This is a genomic window from Paenibacillus sp. 01T443 (assembly GCF_056398325.1).
The window spans coordinates 34,231-56,615 of the sequence record NZ_JBFTPE010000020.1; the positions used below are offsets into that span (position 1 = coordinate 34,231).

Below are 22,385 nucleotides of genomic sequence, written 5' to 3' on the forward strand. Positions count from 1 at the left end.
GTGTCTGTGATGAACTATATAAAACCAACTAAAGCAGATCGTTTGATTCTGGGAATCAATAGTGCATTATTAATTTTCGCGGTATTGGTAATCGTTGTGCCCTTGATTTATATAGTTGTGGGGTCATTTATGGAACCGTCAGCTCTGCTGAATAAAGGTATTTCATTCGATTTGAAGGATTATAGCTTACAAGGGTATAGCCTCATATTGTCAGATCAATCCATTATCCGTGGATTTGGAAATTCGATATATTATTCACTGGCATTCACGATATCAGCTGTATCGGTTACTGTTTTAGCGGGTTATACACTATCGCATCGTGATTTAGTAGGAGGGAAGTTTTTTAGTACGTTAATTCTTATTACCATGTTCTTCGGTGGAGGATTAATTCCAACCTATTTAGTGGTGAAAAATTTGGGGCTTTTGGATACGGTGTGGGCACTAGCGCTCCCTTCCGCTGTAAGTGGATATTATGTCTTTTTGGCAAGGACTTTCTTTAATACTCTACCTAAAGAATTGAAAGAAGCGGCCAAGATCGATGGAGCATCTGAGTTTCAAATTCTTCTCAAAGTGATTGTGCCACTGTCCAAGCCTATTATTTTCGTATTAGCGTTATACAATTTTGTGGGCCATTGGAATGACTTCTTCCAAGCGATGATTTATTTGCAGGATCAAGACAAGTATCCGCTTCAAATGGTACTAAGAAGGATCCTTATCTTAAATAAGGTAGACCCGAATGTGGTTTCCGATATTCAAGAACAAGCAGAACTGTCTCGCTTGTCAGAGCTAATGAAATACTCATCGATTGTTATATCCAGTCTTCCATTGTTAATAATGTATCCTTATGTCCAAAAGTATTTTGAAAAAGGTGCCATGGTGGGTTCCCTTAAATAGGGTGCAGCCTGACATATATAGTTTGATATGTTTTTCAACTAAAAAAGGGGGGTTTAATTTGAAACACGTAAAGAAAACAGTATCCATTATTTCCTTGGCAGCAATCATGGCTCTTACCGCTTGTAGCAATAACAGCGGCGACAACAGCGACAGTAAGAATCAAGGGGAAGGCAGTGCTGAAAAGGTAACCTTGTCATTCATGATTCCAAACTCACCACTTGCACCACAAAATCCAAATGATAAGCTGATCTTTAAGCGATTGGAAGAAAAAACAGGTATTCACATTGATTGGATTGCGAACCCGGAGGATGTTTTCAATGATAAGAGAAACTTGGCACTTGCTACTGGGGAGTTGCCTGATGCAATTTTCAACTCGGGATTAACTGACTTTGAATTATTGAAGTATGCGAAGGATGGAACGATTATCCCGGTTGAAGAATATATAGATCAAATGCCTAACTTTAAGAAGGTCCTGGAACAAGCGCCGCAATACAAAGGCATGATTACAGCTCCAGATGGTCACATCTATTCTTTCCCTTGGATTGAAGAGCTTGGTGAAGGCAAAGAGAGCATTCATTCTGTTAATAATATTCCTTGGATTAATACAGCTTGGTTGGAGAAACTTGGCCTTGAAATGCCAAAAACAACGGAAGATCTGAAGAAGGTTCTGATTGCATTCAAAACGCAAGATCCTAATGGTAACGGCAAACCAGATGAAATTCCATTGTCCATTATTAACGATGACGGCGCCAACGAAGACTTGAGCTTCTTGCTTGGTTCCTTCGGCGCTGGCTTAAACGCGGATCTACTTATTGTAGACGATAATGGCAAAATTAATAATTCTGTGTTGGCGCCAGGCTACAAAGAAGGTATGAAGTATTTCCAAGAGCTGTACAAAGAAGGTTTGTTTGACAAAGAATTTATTACACAAGATTGGAACAAATTCATCGCTAAAGGAAAAGAAGATAGATATGGTCTGTACTTTACATGGGATAAAGCGAATGTTTCAGGTATGGACAGCCCTTTCGAGCCAATGCCTGCTCTGGAAGGTCCAAACGGTTGGAAGAATGTAGCGAGAACAAACGGTATGGGGTTTGACCGGGCAAGATTTGTTATTACTGCTGAAAACAAAGATGTCGAGAGTACGATTAAGTGGGTCGACGCTCTTTACGATCCAACTCAATCCGTCCAAGACAACTGGGGAACTTATGGCGATGAAACACAGCCAAACATCTTTGAATTCGATGAAGCTGCAAAAATGCTGAAGCACTTGCCTCTGAACGGTGTTGCTCCTGGTGAGCTTAGAGCTAAGACAAGTGTTGGTGGACCGCTTGCAATTCTTGACTCTTACTATGGAAACGTAACGACTGTTCCGGATGATGCAGCATACCGTTTGGATATCTTGAAAAAAGTTTATGTGCCTGATATGAAGGCAAACAATATCTATCCAAGAGTGTTCTTCTCCATTGAAGAATCCGAAAGACTGACACAAATCGAAGCGGACTTGTTGCCTTACATTCTGAAAAAACGTACAGAATGGATACAGGGTAAGAATATCGATAATGAGTGGGACACCTTTATTAAAGAGCTTGACCGCATAGGTATGCAAGAATGGTTGAAAATCAAACAAGCAGGCTATGACCGCTCAACAAAATAAGAGTTATTTATAATGCCGGAGCATGTGTCGCGATAAGCTGACCATGCTTCGGCTTTATTTAACGGAACATTAAATGAAATTTGATTTTAAAATAATGGGATAGGATAGGCACCTTCAGCTAAGGCTTAGTGGAGGTATCTTTTCTTTTCATTGAAGCATTACAATAATACCCTTTAAAAACATCTTGGAGATAACGGAAGATAGGGTCTTATATTGGGGAATTGTTCATTTTAGAAAATCAAGTCAAACTTTCAACGGAGAATTGGAGAACATATCGGTGAGTCATCGGCAACCTTAAGCCTTATCAAATGAAAATGTCACTTGTCATTTGCTGCGCAGTCTCTGTATCCTGCGGCGAATTGGTAACACCATTGTTAATCCGAAAATTGATAGATGATATTATTCCGTACTATAAAAAGCAAGGCAGAAAGGATCTTTCACGAGTTCTTTCCGCTGATTGTTCAACAGACCATGTTCGTCATAGTAGCAGCGTGAATAATGCTGTTTCAATCCCCTCTGTTGTCGGATTTGTGGTCAAGCCTGACTTTGTACTTAGAGATATTGCGGTAACCGTATCATAGATAAAAGTAAGAATTATTCGCTAAACGGGTAACGATAGTACAATAGAAAAGCGGCAGTCTAGGACTGAACTGCACCCCGTCAAGTAGACAGTACAAATAATATAAAGCAATTAAGCGGCCTTGGTCCTAAATTCAATCGGACTGAGGCTGTTTAATTTAGCTTGCAACCGTTCGTTATTGTAAAAGTGGATGTAGGCCTCAATGTTCCTTTTAAGCTCCTCAAAAGTATGGTACGTGTGCAAATAATACTTCTAGCATTTCAAGGTCCCCCAGAAGGATTCCATTGGACCGTTATCGATGCATCGCCCAACTCGGGACATACTCTGAACCAGTTTGTTGCCATCTAAAAGCTTCTTAATGCCCAATGAAGTGTATTGGTAGCCTCTATCGCTATGAAGCATAGGGCTGCTTTCTGGAGCTGCTTGTAAGGCGAGTTTCAACGTTTGGAATACAAGTGGTTTGTTATTGGAACGCCCTAATACATAGGAGACGATGGATTTATCATGGAGATCGAGAATAGCGCTTAAATACGCTTTCTGGCCGTTGCCATACTTGAATTCCGTTACATCGGTGAGCCACTTTTCATTCGGAGCATCAGCATGGGATTTACGGTTTAATAGATTCTCCGCTACTTGCTGTGGTGTGGCATTCGTGTACTTCTTTTTCTTTCTCCGGATAACAGACTGGATTCCCATTATCTTCATTAACCGCTCTACGCGCTTATGGTTAATGGTTTTTCCGGTTTGTTTTCGCATATGCAGGGTTAATTGACGGTATCCAAAGGTGCGCTCCACTTTCTCATAGATGGTCATCATCACCCGGATCAACTGCTCATTCTCCTGCTCACGAGAACTGGGCTTGCGATTTAGCCATTTGTAAAAGCTTGAGCGTGCAATTCCTGCAATTTCGCATAGAAGTTGAACGCTAGTTGATGCGTCCTTTTGAAGTCCCAGGATGGCAAGGTAAATCGTTTCCTGCCGCGTTTGATTTAGCGTCGCCTTCTTTCGAGTTCCTCTAACTTTTTTTAAAATGCATTTTCTGCCCGAAGTCGCTCAATTTCGTACTCCATCTGCTTCATCTTGAGTTTCTGTTGGTCGGCCTCCGTTAACTCTTCCGGGGCTTTCTTTCTCCCTCGGCCATCTTTTAACGCATCCTGACCGCCACCTTCGAACTTCTTCACCCATTGATATACTTGCTGATAGGAGACCTGAAACTGTCCAGCTGTCTTTTGGTAATCATGTTGATTGGTCAGGCAATACTGGACGATTTCAATCCGTTCTTGCCAAGTCGTAGAGCGCCCTTTTGTCATAGCTTTTGCTTCCCCTTTATAGGCTGTTAAACTGCTATGACCATTATACTTGTTAATCCAATTGAAGAGCTGTCTTGTACTAGCGATCTTGTATTTATCGATGATCTGGTACTGAGACAAGCCCCTCAAGGTAATCCTTCACCGCCTGGAGCTTAAGCTCAGCGCTGTACCTTTGCAGATGTGTACGGTGTTCCAGCCCTTCATATCCATGCGTCTTGTATCGACGCTGCCATTTCATTAAAGTCGTCTTGTTAATTCCATATTTCTTCGCAGCTGCTAGAAAACCAATTTCCCCGTTCGATACCTCTTCGAGGATAGCGAGTTTCTCCAGAGCGTTATATTTTTCTCTAGAAATGAAAAAGCTCCCCTCAAAGTATCAGGCTTTTTATTATTTCACCTGTCTACCGTATGGGGAGCATATCAGACTTATTTTCACGTCCCTGGCTGCCGCTGTTTCTATTATTGGGGTCAGGCTTTCATTTCGGTCTCACGAATAGTATGAATCGACAAATTATAACCTTTAGCACTTATTTTTTTCTCTAGACCTCTAAGAAGAAAAGAACCAAAGAGTGTGCTATTAAGCAGGCTGCTCGTTAATATTGCAAATTTGCCTGTGTTTTTAGAGTCTTTTAACGTAACTTTCTCTAATCATCTATTGACTCCATAGCTGCTTATAATAGCCCCACAGCAGATTACAGCGAGTAGCCTTGCAGTTCCCTTTCTCTGTTATACACAAAAATTACTAGAAATTAGAAATCATATTTAATTGCAAAATTAGATTTATACTTGGTGAAAAGCTTAAAAATGAAATAAAATAAAATTTACAAATGTAACAATTAAAAAATAAAATTTGTATGCAATTCATTGATGTATTACAATAAAATTTTTAGGTATGCGTTTTCAAATTCGAATTTTGTGCAAAAAATCAATAGTAATGACAATATAGAGTTTTCAATTGACGAATTTAAATTTACATTATATGTTGACTTTTCTGGATTAATTTGATAAATTATTGAGCAAATGAATGCGAATGCACGATATGTATCATTTTGGCAATCATTTTGTGAATCTAATAACCGGATAAAGGAGCAATGAAAATTGAATTCCATTTCAGAACAACATTTTCGGCCAGCTTATCATTTTACGCCCCAGGAGAATTGGTTAAATGATCCTAATGGAATGGTGTTTTTTAACGGCGAGTATCATTTATTCTTTCAACATCACCCCTATGGTACGTTCAATGGGCCTATGCACTGGGGACATGCAATCAGTTCCGATCTGGTTAGGTGGGAAGAACAGCCTGTTGCGATAAAGCCGGATGAGCTTGGGGTTATTTTCTCGGGCAGCGCTGTAGTTGACTGGAAGGATACCACGGGCTTCTTTGACGGTAAACCCGGACTGGTAGCCATCTTCACGCATCATTATCATGAACCGGGAACGGAGCATGCTCTGCAGCGTCAAAGTCTTGCCTACAGTGCGGATTCTGGAAGGACGTGGGTCAAATATGAGGGTAATCCTGTACTTTCAGATGACAGATTCATAGACTTCCGGGATCCCAAGGTTATATGGCATGAAGAGACATCGAAGTGGGTCATGATACTGGCCTGCGGGCAGACCGTATGCATCTATACATCGCCTAATTTAAAAGATTGGGAATTTGCAAGCGAATTCGGCCAAAACATCGGATCGCATGATGGAGTGTGGGAGTGCCCGGATTTATTTCAGCTCTCTGTTGATGGAGATTCTTCCAGAACAAAATGGGTAATGATTGTAAGCATCGGTAGCGAGCCGGAATTTATGGAAGGCTCAAGAACGCAGTATTTTACTGGGGAGTTTGACGGACGTACGTTTGTATATGACGAAGATTCAAAGCAGGTGCGCTGGCTGGATGCTGGAAGGGACAATTATGCTGGTGTCACCTGGTCGGATATTCCTTCCGAGGATGGCCGCCGTATCTTTATCGGGTGGATGAGCAATTGGAAATATGCAGGCCTAACGCCGACAGAAGGCTGGAGAGGAGCAATGACGACTCCGCGCGAGCTTACGCTTGAGAGCAGAAATGGTGAAATCAAGCTCATCCAACGGCCCGTACGGGAATTATCGACCTTAAGGAAGCCGCTTTTATCACTAAAGGATAGTTCATTGGCGGATGCGAATGCTCGATTGGCGGAACTGGCCCTAGACAGTTATGAGCTAGTCTGTGATATCCAAACAAATGAATCATTTAGTCTCATATTACGCACCTCGGCTGAGCAGGAGACCGTTGTGGGTTATAGACCTGACCTTTCTGAGCTGTTTGTGGATCGAACGCGATCTGGCAAGACGGATTTTCACAAAGATTTTTCCGGCGGAAATCCAATTAAGTTGACAACAACATCACCAAATAGAGTAGAACTACGCATCTATGTGGACGGTTCTTCCTTGGAGGTTTTCGCAAGTGATGGAGAAGCTGTATTTACGAATTTGATTTTTCCTGATTCTGACGCCATGGGCTTAGGGATCATCTCCGAGGATCATAACGCTATTCTACACTCATTGGACATTTATCTATTAAGTTAATCCAGAGCCAAGCTGTGATAAATGAAGCTCAATAATAGCTGGGATGTGATGTATATCAACGAGGCTAGAGCGAAGGTGATTGAAAAAATATTACCGATGCGGTATCCGACGATTACTTCATGGCAATGGCAAGCGAATACATTTGCTGTGCTTGACAATTATCCTGAAACGGAGCCCTGGATGATGAGTCATTTCATTCAGCTTCAGCTAACCTCAAATCCGGGAAGCTCGTATGTGGATTTCTATCGCACGCCCACCTTCGAGTTTTGTCCGTGGCTGTTCCATCAGCATTTGAAGAGGGAAACGGTGCATTATATTAATGAGGATATTTGCTCGTTCTTCATTGATGCCATAGATCGGGACCATTATATTTACGGCTTGTTTGATCAAGCTTACTTTTTGCCTGAACACGGTGTTCCGCATGATTTGTTTATTTATGGATACGATCTGAGAAAAAAAGTTTTTTATGTGGCCGATTTCACTTTTACAGGCAAATATTCATTTGCGAAAGTGCCATTCGTTGAACTAGAGAAGGCTTATTACTCCATACAACGCGAGCATGATTGGCTGTATTCAGGTAAGGGAGGCGTGTCCTTACTCAGCTTCGATGCGCGAGCCAACTATGATTTTCGTCTAGCGAATGTGATAGAGCAGTTGGAGGGCTTCTTGAGCGGGCAAAACTGCTTTGAGAAAAGCCGAGAGTTGACGTACCACACTCAGCCGTTCGTATCCGGTCTTGAGGTATACGAGAAGTTGATCGAGGATTTAGGGAAGATTCGCGTCAACGAGCAGTTGCCTGATGTTAGGCCGTTTCACGTCATCTGCGACCATAAGACGTTAATGCTGCGCCGCATCGTCTTTCTGGAACGCCGAGGTTATCTTGAGCCTGATTCCGGCCTCGTAGAGCGATGTCGTGAGGTGGAGAACACGGCATTGGTATGCCGAAATCTGCTGATTAAATATGAGATTACACAAGACTTACGCATCATCGACAAAATGATCTCAAACTTAAGACATATGAGCAAGAACGAAAGGGAGTTTATCGAGCTGTTGTTATCTAAGCTGCAACAGCGATGATAAGAATAGGATGCTCCCACTATCAAGCTCTATCGATTTCGTAGAGGAGTTGTTATAAGTATGAGCACGTTAAGCGTCGTAGAGCAGGTGATTGAGATAATACAGCACAAAGTGACTGATACTGCGAACGAAGTGTCCATCCTAGCAGACACTCCGCTGCGCGATGTATGGCTAATGCTCGATTCCGTGCAGATCGTCGAGTTAATTGTGCAGCTTGAGGTCCAATACGGGATTTCCTTGCCGGATGAGTTGCTTGGGAACGTCGACAATATCGGATATACGGTAGCGATATTGGCTGAAGTAATCGAAAAAGAGACTTCCGAGCAGCTTACATGACAGGACTGCTAAGCGAGACAGATTTTTCATTACTAGTGGAGTATACTCTAAATCCATATGCGCCAGAGTCAACTTGCTCAGACAGTCCAGCTGAATGAATAGATTTAGCATGAACGACCATTTGCTTAAGCATGCTGTATCTGGATGTCCAAAGCAGACTTAACTGGGAGCTATATTGCAAGCTCGCGTTTATTTTAGCTCTAAGGTTGGTTCTGGACAGCATGATTGAAATGGGAGATAGCCCGTTTGCTAGTTCAGATTTCCACTGCTTGTCCTGGTTATAGCACAAGTAAGGCAGGTCTTCGTAGTAGAACAATCGGCTATTCGTCATGGGTGCAGATCTAACCATGCATTGCTCGGCCGCTTCCCGAACCAGGAAGTGGTCGATATGCCTGCCGATGCCAAGCGGTAAATAGATACGGTCATAGCTTCTGAAATTAATTTGATTCATCATTGCGGTTACGATTTCTTCCATCACCTCGGCTTCTTCGCCCCATTCTGTTATGAAGAGATCCTGCAGCTTGTTGTATATGGGGCTTCCATCTTTGTTTTTTCGATATATGCTTTCCAACTGGCCCAAATGCAACACATTTGCGCCAAGCATATTCGCAGCTTGCATATCCTCAAGACGGCGCACATCCATCGTGTTTAAGCCCAGTCCGAACTTTTTGTGAATAATTCTAGCCAGCATGGATAATTCCGTTCCCATACCAGTGAAGACGGTAGCCACTGTAACTTTGGTGCCTCTCTGTATCAGCCAGTCTATATAATCACCACAAGATAGAATGGCATCATCCAAATGAGCGGAAATAAATAAATGATATTTTTTCATACAGTTCACCTCTTTTTTTTCTAATTATACACTATATTTCCATTAAATAAGAAAAATTAAGTGAGAGGATGATTAGTTATGTTTGAAACGATCAAAGAAATTGTGAGCAAAATTAAAGAGGATGAATCCATAAAAGAAATTCTGACTCCATCAAGTGATCTGATTAATGATATTGGCCTTGATTCGTTGCAAATGATCAATTTCATTCTTGAGGTTGAGGATCGTTTTAACGTGGAAATCGTATACGAGGACCTCGATTACAGCTACCTGCTCTCCATCGAGAATTTCATGGAATTTCTTAAAGGTATGGAGAAAAAGGTTGGCTAGAGCGCTTGTTGCTGGAACATTCGACTCGGAATCGTATTGGAGAGACAGTCATTCGGCGCGCTTGCCCGCTCTTCGCGACCGGGGAAGGGAGAAAATCATTCTGGCGATGGATGAGCTCTTGTTTCCTCTATGTGGAAGTGGCGACGCTCTCGTGACCCGATATGCGATGGAGGAGGCACATAAGGCTTACTTAGCTCGGATCGGCTTCTCCTTCAAGCACTTCACTTTGAAGGGGGAGGACGCAGAAAACAATGTGTTTGAAGCCATAGCAAACGATTGTGAACACAAAGAGGAATTTGCGGCCTACGGTCAATTATCTCCTTTCTCTATTGTTCCCTCCGTCCATAAGGTCGTTGCCCGTTACGGATACCATTCCGAGCTTCCATCCTATGAAACAGTTAAACGGGTCAATTCAAAGCTCTATTCGACGCTCTTAACCGAAATGCTGCTTGGGAAAAGCCAAGGCAAGCCGGTTTATTCCTGGAATGAGCTGAGGGCTGCTGGTGGGGAACTGCTGAAGGAATGTGAATCATTGCTTGTAAAGGACCCTTATGGAGTTTCKGGAAATGGCAATATGCTCATTCAAACAGAGCAAGCTCTTGAACGGTTAGTCGCTTACATTCGCAAGCAGGAAGAGGCAGGTTGCAGCGCGGCTTTCATTCTCGAGCCTTATATGGATGTAGCGAGCGATTTTTCCTGCCAGTTTGAAATTACGCCTAGCGGTACGTTCCACCTCGTCAGCATGCAGCAAATGGTGAACAGGCAGTTTGCCTATATCGGTTCGATGTCAATGGAGGAAAAGGACATAGCGATGCTGGAGCGGGCGGGTTACTTCGATGTTGTAATGCAGGTAGCCGGCAGTCTCTACCGGGACGGTTATTTCGGTCCGGTATGCATCGATTCAATGTCTCTGCGGGATGGGAAGATTGTTCCTATCGTTGAAATCAATGCACGGCAATCGATGGGCTTCATTAATCATCACCTGGATAACGTGCTTAAGGGGAGGGGGAAAAAGGGTTTTTTAACGTTTCGCTCGGTCGGCTTCCGCGACAGGTTTGATTATGAAAGCTGGATAATGGACTTGGAGGGGAGTGATCTGTTGTACCCGAACCGCACTGGGAACGGCATTTTGCCACTTTCCTCGGCAACCCTGCTTGCCAATGCGTACTCATCCGATCAGGTCGTTTCGACTAATGCTGGTTATTGCAAAGGAAAGCTCTATATGACGATTGTTGCAGATAATACAGCTGAGAGAGATCGCTATTTGGAGCAGATGAGACTGCTCTTTGAGCATAAAGGAGGGAAATGGTATAGCTAATGGAAGTCAGGGGACGGTAACTTTGCTTGGTTCAGGCAATTCGCTCGGCGTATACGTACCGGTTATCCAATTGAGCCGCCAGCTAAGTGGCAGAGGTATACCGGTGGAGGTATGCGTTCTTGAGGATTTATATTTCGATGTTCTTCAGCACAAGTTGGCTACATATAAAAAGGCTTTCCATGACAGCTTTGCCGTAGCCAAAAAAGGAGCGGAGCTAGCCCGTGACAGTGCGGGAAACTTTGATCCTGTGAAGGTCAGCAAGTTGTTGGATATGTGGGAGCAAGAGAAGCGGAGTAGTTTTATAGCTGCGACGGGCTTTTGGTTGCCGATTATCGAGCAGTATCAGCTTCGCTTGGGAGCGAGGCCACTGGGGGTTCAATTTCTGCATCTGGATGCAGACTATTCCCCTTCTTATTTGGTGTATGGGAATCGTGCCGATCCTTATAGTCATATATGGTTCTACGGCAACGAAAATAGCGGAATGACCCACCGTATAGCGATTTCCGAAGAGCTGCCGATACCGTTCAGTCAACGAGAGGAGCGGTATTTAGTACACGGGGGAGGCTGGGGGATCGGAACCTACAGATCAGCAGCTCAGGAGTTAATCCAGTCGGGTAAACGGCTGAATGTACTCGCTTATTATGACGAAGACCTTATTGAGCAAGAAGAATTTCATTACTACAGAAATGATCCTGCGTGGAGTCCTTGGGTGAGAGATGAGCGCGGTCGTATGCAATTTCCGCCGCTTGCCCGCGTGAAGCTGGGTCAAGCGCCTTGCTACCACAATTGTGAGCAATATCCACTGCTCTTTAGAGTGATACGCAAATTAGCCGCGATCATCAGCAAGCCGGGCGGTTATTCACTTATGGAGTCATTGGCTTCTGCTACTCCGCTGGTGTTTCTAGAGCCGTTCGGCAAGCATGAGGCGAGCAACGCAAGATTCTGGATTAAGCAAGGCTACGGTATTCGGTACGAGGATTGGAAAGCTGAACATTTTGCCATGGATGTGCTGGAACCTCTGCATGAGAACCTCGTGCAGGCAAGCAATCAACTCATTGACTATGGAGGGGAATATGATGCAGCCCAAAACGAATAAAACCTTTGATGAACGTGTGTTTAATGACCTGAAGCGGACCATTATGAACATGTCACGAGCCAGCCGGGCTAGGGAAGCGGACAGCCGCTATGCGATGGAAGTTCCAGAGGATATCGGGATTAAACTGAATAATGGATGCAATCTGCGCTGCAAGCATTGCTATGAATGGAACGAGGATGGCTTTCATTGGGCGATGGCGAAGGAGGACCAGAAGAGGGAGATCGATATTCCCTTGGTTGAGAAGTTACTGGAGTTCACTCGGGAGAAGAAATCGAAGCTGTACTTGTGGGGAGGCGAGCCGCTTTATTACAGCAAATTTCCTTTGCTTGCAGATTTACTTGAGAAGGATCAGCGGACAGTTACGATCTGTACGAACGCTATATTGCTAGAACATCATCTGGATTCTCTTCTCAAGATAGGTGAAGGGCTCGTGATCCTTGTCAGTCTGGAAGGATTCGAAGCGGAGAACGATGCAATTCGCGGCAAGGGAACCTACCAGAAAGTTATCCAAGCGGTCGAGCGTCTATTAGAGTTGCAGAAACAAGGCATCTTCAAGGGAAAAGTATCGATCAGTCTTACGATGAACGACGCAATGGTTACGAAGCTGTTTTCCTTCATGAAGCATTTCGAGGAAATGGGTGTTGACTCCGTTTACTTTGTATATCCATGGTATATTTCGTCGGAATCGGCTAAAGAGATGGATGAGTTGTATGTAAAGGAGTTCAATTGGCTTGAGCCAGTGCAGATGGAGCACTGCAGTTGGCATTCGTTCACCTATCACATTTCGCCGGAAAACATCGAGCCTCTTAAAGAGGAGGTCTTGCGCATATCCGAACATACTTGGAAAAATCGAATCCGCTTTATGCCGGCTCTGGAGCAAGATGAGATTGGAGATTTCGTAAGAGGCATCCAGAGGACGGGGATGAACCGCAAGCAATGCCTAGCCATATCGACACGCATGGATGTGCTTCCGAGCGGCAGTGTTACGCCTTGCAAGTTTTTCCCGGAGCTAGCCGTAGGGAATATTAGCGAGGTGAATGTCAAGGATGTGTGGCATGGCGAGAATTACGGAAAGCACCGAGAACTGTTATCCTGCGGGTTAATGCCGGTGTGTTCACGCTGCGGCCTACTTTATCATTATGGAAGATAATATTAATAACACAACTATAGAGCAGGGTGATAGCATTTGGAAGCAATCAGAGTTGAGAATCTGGCAAAAAGTTTTACCTATTACACTAAAGAGGTAGGGGTTATGCAATCTCTCAAAAACTTATTTTACAGAAAAACGTTGACCAAGCATGCGGTGAAGGATATCTCCTTCTCAATTGAAACAGGAGAAATTGTTGCATTTCTTGGACCGAACGGGGCGGGTAAAACGACGACGTTGAAAATGCTCTCGGGTATTCTGCACCCAACAGGTGGGAATATTTCCGTACTTGGCTACAAGCCGTACGAGAGAAAGAAGGAATTCAAGAAGCGCTTTGCAATCGTCATGGGTCAGAAGAGTCAGCTATGGGCGGATTTGCCGGCTGCTGAATCCATTCTTCTGAACCGGTATATTTACCAGATTGAGGAACAAGTCTATCGCCGCACATTGGATGAACTGGTTGAGCTCCTGGACGTTAAGCATGTGCTAAACGTCCAGGTCAGGCGCTTGTCATTGGGCGAGCGAATGAAAATGGAGCTAATTGCAGCGCTTATCCATAAGCCGGAGCTGTTGTTTCTGGACGAGCCGACTATCGGTCTCGATATCATTACTCAGAAGAGAGTGAGGGAGTTTCTCTCATATTATAACGAGCATCACAACACGACGATTATTTTAACGAGCCATTACATGAAAGATATTCAGGATTTATGCCAGAGGACACTTATTATTAACGACGGCAACATGGTATTTGACGGTAACCTGAATCAGGTGAATGACGTTTCTGCAGTGTCCAAGATCGTCAAGCTGAAATTTGCTGATTTTGTCGATGCGGACAGACTCGGGATATTTGGGAAGGTGCGCCAATCGGATGGTTATCAGGCGACGCTGGAAATTGCCAAGGAGCAAATTAATTCGTTGTCAAGAGAGCTTCTCTATCTTCTTCCCATCGAGGACATAACGATTGAGGAGATGCCCATCGAGGAAGTTATTGTTTCTCTCTACGACAGGAAGCTGCCGATATGAGTTTTTACATGAAGTATACGCGTGTGTTCAAGCTGGGTGTACAAGCTTCGTTAGAGTATAGGCTGGATTTTTTGTTCTCACTGATTAGCGCATTTTTTCCTATTATGATTCAATACTACATTTGGAAGGCTGTCTACGGACGCTCGGAAACGGGCGAATTTTTCGGTTATTCTTACGGGGAGATGATTCTGTACACGATCATGGCAGCAATTGTAACGAGGATCGTATCAACCAATATGGACCATGTAATCGCATCCGACATTAAGAATGGCTCTCTGAACAAGCATTTGATACAGCCCGCTAATTATTTTGGCCTCAAGCTATTTACAATGCTAGGAAACAAGATGTTTTTTTTCAGCGTGATGATTGCTATTTTGTTCTCCATTCTTTATTATTTTTCATTTCTATATGGGATCAGCATCCATTTTATGAACCTGGTTTGCTTCGTATCGGCGATGGTCATGTCGTTACTTTTGAACTTTCTCATCTCTTATACGATAGCGGCAATCGCGTTCTGGCTGGCTGAAATCTCTTATTTTTTTGAAATGACTGGATTATTTGTCATCATATTGAGCGGTGGCGTGTTTCCAATTGAAGTATTCGGTAAAACGATGAATGCGATTTTAAGCTATCTTCCGTTTAAATATACGATATATTTTCCGGCGAATGTCATTAACGGAAAGCTGACGATGAATGAAATCGTGGACGGTCTACTGATACAAGGCTTCTGGATTGTTATCATGCTGATTATATCGAATATCATATGGAAGATCGGCTTGAAAAAGTATCTCGGCTTGGGGGGCTAAGCGTTGGGAGGATGGCAGCGCACGATAAAAAGCTATTTGCTCATTTATTTGCGGTTTATGAAAAATTGCTTTATTGCTCAAATGGAATATCGCACTAATTTTGTTTTGGGAGTTGCCGTTGAAATCGCCTATCTGTTCTCGAAGTTGCTGTATGTTGTTGTTGTGTACGAGACCGATTTGCATATCGGTGATATTACGCCTGACGGAATATTGATGTTCGTGGGCACTTATACAATCATGACGGGCTTGTATGCAGGTCTTTTCTTCACTAATTTCGTCCGTATTCCGGAGTATGTCCGAACCGGGGAGCTCGATCTGCTTATGGTCAAGCCGATTTCCCTTCAGTTTATGGTGTCGTTACGATATATAGATCTGGGGATGCCGATCCCTAATCTTATAGCTGGCATTACGATGGTATCGATCGGGTGGAACTCGATGGGCATTGACTTGAACGTGAATAATATATGTCTGTTCCTGTTTTATTTGCTGGCTGCCTTAATGATCACGTACGGATTAATGATCATCCCTTCAATACTTTCGTTTTGGTTTATCAACACGGGAGGTCTGGCCGGTATTTTCTATGCGATTTGGGATGCGAACAATATGCCGATGCCGATCTATTCTAAACTGATCCAGAGAATTGGGGTTTATGTACTGCCGTTTCTTGTCATTACGAATTTTGCACCGATGAGCGTTATGGGCCGAATGGATGGACACTTGATGATATGGGGAGCTTGCGCGCCCATCCTTCTGTTCATTGCCGTTCGTCTCATTTGGAAAAAAGCTATTAAAAATTACAGTAGCGCAAGCGGCTAGATGAGGAGGGCTTTAGCAATGAATACGTTATGGTCGTTATCAGGCATTAAGCTGGCATGCGCGCATTGCAAGATGGCTCTGGAACATGCGGATTTGCACCTAATCTGCTCAGCATGCGGTTTGCGGTATCCGCTTACGGAAGGATTGGCGAATATGCGAATGGACTGCTTGCAAGGGGTTGAAGGTGCGGATAGTGCTCATGCATCGGAAGCGGCTCACAAGTCAGCGGTACAGGGCGTTTACGACTCCATTAACCGTACGCTTGAAAAAAAAGGGATATCCCGATTTTCAACTTTTATCAACTGGGGATATGTCGCCTCGGACAAGGCAGGAAGCTCCGGTTTTCAAGGAGTGAATGAGAGCTTTGTCCATTTATTGAGCGAAATCGTCGGGACGATGAGTCTGGGGGGGAAGGACGTATTGGAAGTCGGTTGCGGTAGGGGAGGCAATGTTAACGAGTTATGCAAAAACTACGGGGCAAGCAGCGTAGTCGGCATTGATCTAACTTCTTCCAACATTGAGTTCTGCCACAAAAACAACCGTTATAAACAAGCATATTATTGCATCGGAGATGCAGAGGAGCTTCCCGTTCAATCGGGATGCTGCGATTATGTGCTGAACGTGGAGTCCTCTCATTTATACCCGCGCATCGAACGTTTTTTTTACGAATCACATCGGGTATTAAAGCCCGAAGGGGCGTTATTGTACGCGGATATTATGAATGCCTCAGATGTTGCACATTACGAGGAGTTATGGGAGAAGCTTGGTTTTTTCAAGGCGCTGGATCGCGATATTACTGGTAATGTGCTTCTGTCGGGAGAACAATCGCTTAGCACCCGTATGAGCACGCTCGGAGGTTCGTTTGAAGGCAATGTTGGGACACTTGAGTGGCTGGAGGCACCCGGAACACAGAACCATCAGGATATGCAAACGGGCAAGCGTGTGTTCAAAATCATCCATTTGATTAAGAAGGAGTGGTCTACAGAGCTGTCAGGGATAGAAAGGGGAATCAAACGATGAATAACCTAAAGCCTCAGGCAGCCATGGCATGGTCATGTCCGCGATGCAAGCAGACGTTTATGAGTATTGAGGGTTTGTTATGGTGTGTGACATGTAAAGAAAGCTACCGTTATGCTGATGGGGGCATTCCTTGCCTGCTGCCAAGTGAATCGGAGGATGAGCATAAAGCACAGAAGGATTCCGTCAGACAAATGTTCACTGCATTCAATCAAGCACTAGCTGACAACGGGGTATCACGGTTCTCTGCATTTATCAATTGGGGATACGCAGAGGCTCAGGATCAAACGGCGGGAAATTCCACGGGAGGCGTAAATGAACAATCTTTAAAGCTGCTTCGGGAAATTATGGACGGGATTGAGGTACAGGGCAAGGACGTGCTGGAAATTGCATGCGGCAGAGGCGGTAATATTCGTGCGTTGTGCAAAAGCTATCGCCCCCGCATCGCAGCGGGACTGGACCTTACTGAAGCGAATGTCGCGTTCTGCCACTCTAGTAATCGCTATGAGAATGCGTACTTCTGCATTGGAGACGCGGAGGTACTGCCTGTTTCCGATGAATGCTTCGATTTGGTGTTAAATATTGAAGCTTCTGATCTATATCCGCAGATTAATCGTTTCTATGATGAGGTATTTCGCGTCCTGAGGCCCGGGGGCTTGTTTGTTTATGCGGATGATTTGGACGTAACCAAATTCGACGATGGTATACGGTATTTGGAAAACCTTGGTTTTGAAGCGATGGTAAAACGCGACATTTCGCAGCATGTCCTGCTCGCAAGCGATCTGTCGAGAAAAAACCGTCTTGTTGCGCTGGATGGAGCCCTCGATGACGAGGGGGCCATCAAGTGGACGATGGGCGTTCCTGGCACCCCTCTGTATGATGACATGCGGACGGGAAAAAGAAAGTATCAAATTTTGCATTTGCTCAAGAGGGCTTTAAGCTGATGGCGGCTCAAATTACAATTGTCGATAGCTGCGTATATATTCCGGCTCAGCTGACGCTGGTCGAGCAGGTTATATGGGATTTAAGTTGCAGGGGAGTTTCACTGCGTATGCAAGCGGAAGAGTGCAAGGCAAGCGGCTTTCGCTATATTCCGGAAGAACAGATATATACCCTGGAGGAGATGATTTACCGGGTATGCGCTCCGTTGCTGACGCGCGCAGTGGAGTGTGGATTGCGAGTGCACGCCATCGTATTTTCAAGTGTAACGAATCCCATAGAACAGGCGAGAAACTTGTTTATGAGACTTCTGCACGAATTTTCCCTAGAAGAGGTACCTGTTCTTAAACTTGAGGAATACGGTTGTGCCACTTTCCATTTATATGTGTATTTATCCAAAGGGTTTCTGACGGGGGTGGCATCGGAGGACGAAGCGATATTGTTCGTAACGGCCGATAAAGCGAGAAATGGTGCAGAACGCAGTGATACGTTTATGATTTTCGGGGACGCAGCAAGCGCGGCGTTATGTAAGAGCAATGCTAAGCACGGACACCATGTACTAGCGTCAGGATTGAAAGCTGATGGAATTGCATACGATTCAACTCCAGAACGGATCAAAATGTATTTTTCGACTTTTTATTTGTCCGTAAGGCAAGTGGTTAATCAGGTATTGAGGGAGTCCGGAACTACGATGCACCAAATTAGTCTTATTCTTTGTACGAATTTGGGTCTGGATACATGGAATATACTCGCTAGAGCCTTGGGCTGCCCAATGGAGTTGTTTTATGCAGATACGCTAGGCAAGATGGGTCATTTGCATAATACGGACATTTTATTGAATATTGAGGATGCGGTTAACAGTGGAAGACTGCGAAGGGGTGACTTATATTTGGCCATCACTGTTGGATTTGGCGGGTATTATGGCTGCTCCTTACACCAGTATGAATAACTGCCAAGGTGGAGGCGTTCTGACAGTATGGCGTTAAGAGATAAGGTTACGATTCTATTTTCGGATATCATCGATATTGGCGATTTACAGTCGCTGGACGAAGCGATAATAAAACTGATGGAAATGAATAGGCATTGGCTGGAGGGCTTAAATGTACTTATTTATTGTCATAAAGGGAAATCCGATCCGTCTGTGAGCACTTGTGCAAAAATAAAGAGCAGGCTTCAGTTACCTCAGGTGCTTCCTATTACGCTTGCCGAATCCGGCCGTATGGCTCTCATGCAAGCACGTACGATTCTGAGTTGGCTGATGACCGGCAGTAACTGCAGTAAGGCCATTTGCCTGCTCGCGGAAAGAGTAGACTACAACATTCCTGATCCGTTGCGCGAGCAGCGATTCCGGATCTCTATTATTTGTATCGAGTCTTGCTACAAGGCTGAAGAAAAGGGCAAAGCGGAGAGCGTATAGCGTGAGAGTTAAGGAAGCGCGTCCGTTTTAGAAAAAGAAAGAAGATCTGCGGCCCAAAGAGAGTGCGTGATGGTTGAACCAATCATGCACTCTCTTTGGGCTATAGCCCTCCATCTGAAAAATCACTGCAAAATTTACATTTGCGCAAATATAATAGTCAATAACGTGATTGCGTAACTTTTTTTAATTGTAATTTTTATTTTAATGAACAAAAAAAACGAATGATATTTAGTGTTTTTCTAAGTGTAATCGTGAATATGTTTACTTTTAAGCAAAAAAGAATGATTATATAGGTTAAATGCACAATTTTATGTTGACATAATTTAATTTAGATTGTAAATTGTAATAGACAGCTGATAACGAAAAGTCAATTTTTTACCCAGAACGTAGCTAGAGCAAACGGATTGGGCTTTGACAAAGGTTGGATAGTTGTAAAAACAAGAAAAGAATATTGTGCTAGAGGGATTGATCAGTTAAACGATCCGTATCAATCAGTACAATAAAATGGGCACGTATTCAAATGAAACACAACAAAAAAATACAACTGACGGGGTATGCTTGAGGTTAACGAGTACGAACGGGCAGTTCAAGTTGGCGGGAGTGAAAGTTTTGTCAAATCATCATACTGAGAAGTTCCGAGCACAATATCATTTTACACCTTCGGAGAATTGGATGAACGACCCGAATGGTATGGTATATTTCGAAGGGGAATACCATCTGTTTTATCAGCATCACCCTCACGGTACTACATGGGGGCCAATGCATTGGGGACACGCAATTAGCAAAGATTTGGTTCACTGGGAGCATCGCCCTGTTGCCTTGAAGCCGGATGATAATGGAGCAATATTCTCTGGAAGCGCAGTAGTGGATTGGGAAGATACGAGCGGTCTATTCGGTGGTAAGCCAGGATTGGTTATTATTTTCACTCATGCGGATACCTATCCCGATTCCGACCGTCCAAGGCAGCGCCAGAGTTTGGCCTATAGTTCGGATAAAGGCCGTACGTGGACGAAGTATGAAGGAAATCCTGTACTAATTAATGAGCAAATTACAGATTTTCGCGATCCGAAAGTATTCTGGCATGCTGCAAATCGTAAATGGGTTATGGTTATTGCAGCGGCAGACCGGATTCAAATTTATCATTCGAACAATCTCAAAGATTGGAACTTTGAAAGCGAATTTGGGGCATCGGAAGGATCGCATGACGGGGTCTGGGAATGTCCCGATTTGATAGAACTGCCGGTTGATGGCAATACTGAACAAACTAAGTGGTTAATGATTGTCAGTATTGGCGATAATCCGGACTTTACGGAAGGCTCAAGAACTCAATACTTCATCGGCGATTTCGACGGACATACGTTTGTTAACGATTCTTATCCTGAGACTGTGCTATGGCTGGATCACGGAAGAGATAATTATGCAGGCGTAACATGGTCTGATGTAAACACATCGGATAATAGCAAGCTATTTATCGGTTGGATGAGCAATTGGAAATATGCAAATCTTACTCCGACAGATAGCTGGAGAAGTGCGATGACGCTGCCGCGGGTTTTGCGTCTGAAGTCCGGCACAGCTGGCATCAGATTGGTGCAGGAGCCGTTTGCTGAACTCAACAAACTTCGCTTGCAGGAGCAGAGCTGGAATGAAACGACGATCATCCCTAATCAAAATTTGTTTGCTGATTTGAAGTTGGGCAGCTATGAGCTGGAATGCGAAATCGATTTGGCCAATGCTGAAGAGGTCGGCTTCAAACTTCGGAAGTCCGATTCCGAGGAAACCGTTATCAGCTACAATGTAGCTTTACAGCTGTTGGATGTTGACCGGACAAAGTCCGGAGAAAGCGGGTTCCATGAATCGTTCCCATGCAAGCATGGTGTAAACTTTGAGCTTCAAAACGGCCGTTTGAAGCTTCGCATCTTTGTGGACCATTCCTCGCTTGAGGTGTTTGCAAATGATGGCGAACTAGTTATTACCGATCAAATTTTTCCGGATGCGAATAGCACAGATTTGGAACTGTATGTTATTGGCGGGGAAGCTAAAGTGATTTCTCTGGCTCTTTATCCAATGATGTCCATTAATTCGGAAGTAACAGTATAAGACGGAATTAATAAACCTATCTTTCATTTCTGTTAGGCGATAAATGATTCGAATAACAAACTACCGTTAGTCTGGACTGAACTTACTCCTGTCAAGAAGATAACTCTAGAGAATTAGCCTTTAAGCAACCTTAGTTCGGTATTTAACCGGACTAAGGTTGTAAAGTAAATTCATATAAGAAAACGCTTACATAATCGTAATAGTGACAGAGTCTGTCTTGGGCTTTAATTCATACTTTCTCTTCTTTCGACAAACGGAGTAAGGAACAAAGTTTCCATCAGTTGTTCCAAAAGGTCTTCATTTCTGATGAGGAAAAGAATAGGAAGCAGGCAGAACCCCAATCCAAAGCAACTGATCAGAAGCCAGTAAAAAGCACTTGGAGCGAAAGATATCAGACTGATTCAATACCGCAGCCGTCCAGTCGTTACAAGATGGTTGTGCTGAGAGCGACACGATTATAATGTACGCTCGCTAATTGAAAGTTACATATTGGCTATCGGATAAACAATTGAATGAGGTAGGTTTTACATACTGCCAAATGCTTCATGACGAATGCAGAGAAGTTCAGTCAACGTTCTTTGTTCCGGCGGTTTCCTTGCCTATTATCTCGATGCGAAATCGCGGGGTGCCTACGGGCGTCGCGATCATGAATTATTCGCCCGTGCGTTCGAAGCCCGGTTCGAGGAATGAGCTAGCTGAACGTGGTTTAACCTATTCCTATTTGGTCTTCGGTACCCGTTTAGTCGGTCCTTACCGCAAGGCGTCGAGCGTGAAACATTCAATGATGTTCGCTCAAGGTGGCTAGTCCGACATCAACTAAGATGAGTAATTATGGAATAATGTGAATTTGTTTCAATAAATGGGATGGAGGGGTTCAATGGATAAGAGAGCACGTACCCTAGAAGCCATTGAACGTAAGCGGAGAGAACTGATAGAAGCAAGTTCTCGGTATGGACTATCTTCCAAAGAGGTAGTGAAGAAATCACAAGAATTAGATTTGTTACTTAATCGTTATCAGTGCATCAAGGAGGGTCATTTTAAGCTCTCCTAATTGATATTTTTTGGACTGTGAATTTTTATTTTCAGTTAAGGTTGTTTTAAGTATCTAATTGGAAAAAAAGGAAAAACCGTTGGAGG

23 protein-coding genes are annotated in these 22,385 nt (G+C 43.9%); 18 read left to right on the top strand and 5 right to left on the bottom strand.

What is annotated here, in order from left to right:
- Positions 1-9 precede the first annotated feature (9 nt).
- Together AC1DLI_RS27230 and AC1DLI_RS27235 are read left to right on the top strand one after the other, a co-directional pair.
- Complete coding sequence (locus tag AC1DLI_RS27230; RefSeq protein ID WP_477607749.1) at positions 10-894, top strand: carbohydrate ABC transporter permease; 885 nt, start codon at positions 10-12, stop codon at positions 892-894.
- Between the two features lie 106 nt (positions 895-1,000).
- Positions 1,001-2,551 (top strand): ABC transporter substrate-binding protein, encoded by a 1,551-nt coding sequence (locus tag AC1DLI_RS27235; protein ID WP_477607826.1) that lies wholly within the window; start codon positions 1,001-1,003, stop codon positions 2,549-2,551.
- A gap of 691 nt (positions 2,552-3,242) precedes the next feature.
- On the opposite strand, the gene AC1DLI_RS27240 is transcribed toward AC1DLI_RS27235, so the two are convergent.
- The 4 genes from AC1DLI_RS27240 to AC1DLI_RS27255 all read right to left on the bottom strand — a co-directional run bounded on the left by AC1DLI_RS27240 (position 3,243) and on the right by AC1DLI_RS27255 (position 4,796).
- Complete coding sequence (locus AC1DLI_RS27240) at positions 3,243-3,374, bottom strand: IS3 family transposase (RefSeq protein WP_477607751.1); 132 nt, start codon at positions 3,372-3,374, stop codon at positions 3,243-3,245.
- Between the two features lie 9 nt (positions 3,375-3,383).
- Positions 3,384-4,163: an IS3 family transposase gene (locus AC1DLI_RS27245; RefSeq protein ID WP_477607828.1), complete on the bottom strand. Its 780-nt coding sequence runs from the start codon at positions 4,161-4,163 to the stop codon at positions 3,384-3,386.
- Positions 4,157-4,441: a helix-turn-helix domain-containing protein gene (locus AC1DLI_RS27250; RefSeq protein WP_477607753.1), complete on the bottom strand. Its 285-nt coding sequence runs from the start codon at positions 4,439-4,441 to the stop codon at positions 4,157-4,159. The genes AC1DLI_RS27245 and AC1DLI_RS27250 overlap by 7 nt, the downstream gene beginning before the upstream one ends.
- A 94-nt stretch (positions 4,442-4,535) precedes the next feature.
- Entirely contained in the window at positions 4,536-4,796 is a 261-nt protein-coding gene (locus AC1DLI_RS27255) for a helix-turn-helix domain-containing protein (protein ID WP_477607830.1), read from the bottom strand.
- Between the two features lie 743 nt (positions 4,797-5,539).
- Between AC1DLI_RS27255 and AC1DLI_RS27260 the strand changes: the two genes are divergently transcribed.
- Genes AC1DLI_RS27260 through AC1DLI_RS27270 form a run of 3 tightly spaced genes read left to right on the top strand, consistent with a single transcriptional unit; the run spans position 5,540 to position 8,413 of the window.
- Positions 5,540-7,000, top strand: coding sequence for a glycoside hydrolase family 32 protein (locus tag AC1DLI_RS27260; RefSeq protein WP_477607755.1), 1,461 nt, complete (start codon positions 5,540-5,542; stop codon positions 6,998-7,000).
- Positions 7,001-7,021: 21 nt separating this feature from the next.
- Entirely contained in the window at positions 7,022-8,077 is a 1,056-nt protein-coding gene (locus AC1DLI_RS27265; RefSeq protein WP_477607757.1) for a hypothetical protein, read from the top strand.
- Positions 8,078-8,137: 60 nt separating this feature from the next.
- Complete coding sequence (locus tag AC1DLI_RS27270) at positions 8,138-8,413, top strand: acyl carrier protein (RefSeq protein WP_477607759.1); 276 nt, start codon at positions 8,138-8,140, stop codon at positions 8,411-8,413.
- Here the strand turns inward: AC1DLI_RS27270 and AC1DLI_RS27275 are convergent.
- Positions 8,406-9,245 (bottom strand): PIG-L deacetylase family protein, encoded by an 840-nt coding sequence (locus AC1DLI_RS27275; RefSeq protein ID WP_477607761.1) that lies wholly within the window; start codon positions 9,243-9,245, stop codon positions 8,406-8,408. The two genes, AC1DLI_RS27270 and AC1DLI_RS27275, sit on opposite strands and share 8 nt — an antisense overlap.
- Positions 9,246-9,323: 78 nt before the next feature.
- Between AC1DLI_RS27275 and AC1DLI_RS27280 the strand changes: the two genes are divergently transcribed.
- From AC1DLI_RS27280 to AC1DLI_RS27340, 13 genes are all read left to right on the top strand, one after another.
- Positions 9,324-9,572 (top strand): acyl carrier protein, encoded by a 249-nt coding sequence (locus AC1DLI_RS27280; protein ID WP_477607763.1) that lies wholly within the window; start codon positions 9,324-9,326, stop codon positions 9,570-9,572.
- On the top strand, positions 9,565-10,890 hold the full coding sequence (locus tag AC1DLI_RS27285; RefSeq protein WP_477607765.1) for an ATP-grasp domain-containing protein: 1,326 nt from the start codon (positions 9,565-9,567) through the stop codon (positions 10,888-10,890). Before AC1DLI_RS27280 ends, AC1DLI_RS27285 begins: the two co-directional genes overlap by 8 nt.
- Positions 10,859-11,986 carry a hypothetical protein gene (locus tag AC1DLI_RS27290; protein WP_477607767.1) on the top strand — a complete coding sequence of 376 codons (1,128 nt, stop codon included), beginning with the start codon at positions 10,859-10,861 and terminating at the stop codon, positions 11,984-11,986. Before AC1DLI_RS27285 ends, AC1DLI_RS27290 begins: the two co-directional genes overlap by 32 nt.
- Positions 11,964-13,136, top strand: a complete 1,173-nt coding sequence (locus AC1DLI_RS27295) for a radical SAM protein (RefSeq protein WP_477607769.1) — start codon at positions 11,964-11,966, stop codon at positions 13,134-13,136. The genes AC1DLI_RS27290 and AC1DLI_RS27295 overlap by 23 nt, the downstream gene beginning before the upstream one ends.
- 36 nt (positions 13,137-13,172) lie before the next feature.
- Positions 13,173-14,156, top strand: coding sequence for an ABC transporter ATP-binding protein (locus AC1DLI_RS27300; protein ID WP_477607771.1), 984 nt, complete (start codon positions 13,173-13,175; stop codon positions 14,154-14,156).
- On the top strand, positions 14,153-14,962 hold the full coding sequence (locus AC1DLI_RS27305; RefSeq protein ID WP_477607773.1) for an ABC transporter permease: 810 nt from the start codon (positions 14,153-14,155) through the stop codon (positions 14,960-14,962). Before AC1DLI_RS27300 ends, AC1DLI_RS27305 begins: the two co-directional genes overlap by 4 nt.
- Positions 14,963-14,965: 3 nt before the next feature.
- Positions 14,966-15,778, top strand: coding sequence for an ABC transporter permease (locus tag AC1DLI_RS27310; protein WP_477607775.1), 813 nt, complete (start codon positions 14,966-14,968; stop codon positions 15,776-15,778).
- Between the two features lie 18 nt (positions 15,779-15,796).
- Positions 15,797-16,798 carry a methyltransferase domain-containing protein gene (locus AC1DLI_RS27315; protein WP_477607777.1) on the top strand — a complete coding sequence of 334 codons (1,002 nt, stop codon included), beginning with the start codon at positions 15,797-15,799 and terminating at the stop codon, positions 16,796-16,798.
- Complete coding sequence (locus tag AC1DLI_RS27320; RefSeq protein WP_477607778.1) at positions 16,795-17,739, top strand: methyltransferase domain-containing protein; 945 nt, start codon at positions 16,795-16,797, stop codon at positions 17,737-17,739. The genes AC1DLI_RS27315 and AC1DLI_RS27320 overlap by 4 nt, the downstream gene beginning before the upstream one ends.
- Positions 17,739-18,683: a 3-oxoacyl-[acyl-carrier-protein] synthase III C-terminal domain-containing protein gene (locus tag AC1DLI_RS27325; protein WP_477607780.1), complete on the top strand. Its 945-nt coding sequence runs from the start codon at positions 17,739-17,741 to the stop codon at positions 18,681-18,683. The genes AC1DLI_RS27320 and AC1DLI_RS27325 overlap by 1 nt, the downstream gene beginning before the upstream one ends.
- A 27-nt stretch (positions 18,684-18,710) precedes the next feature.
- The gene (locus AC1DLI_RS27330; RefSeq protein ID WP_477607782.1) at positions 18,711-19,151 is read left to right on the top strand and encodes a hypothetical protein; all 441 of its coding nucleotides are present in this window, start codon (positions 18,711-18,713) and stop codon (positions 19,149-19,151) included.
- A gap of 609 nt (positions 19,152-19,760) precedes the next feature.
- Positions 19,761-21,248 carry a glycoside hydrolase family 32 protein gene (locus AC1DLI_RS27335; protein WP_477607784.1) on the top strand — a complete coding sequence of 496 codons (1,488 nt, stop codon included), beginning with the start codon at positions 19,761-19,763 and terminating at the stop codon, positions 21,246-21,248.
- Positions 21,249-22,125: 877 nt separating this feature from the next.
- Positions 22,126-22,299, top strand: a complete 174-nt coding sequence (locus AC1DLI_RS27340; RefSeq protein WP_419874900.1) for an aspartyl-phosphate phosphatase Spo0E family protein — start codon at positions 22,126-22,128, stop codon at positions 22,297-22,299.
- Positions 22,300-22,385 lie beyond the last annotated feature (86 nt).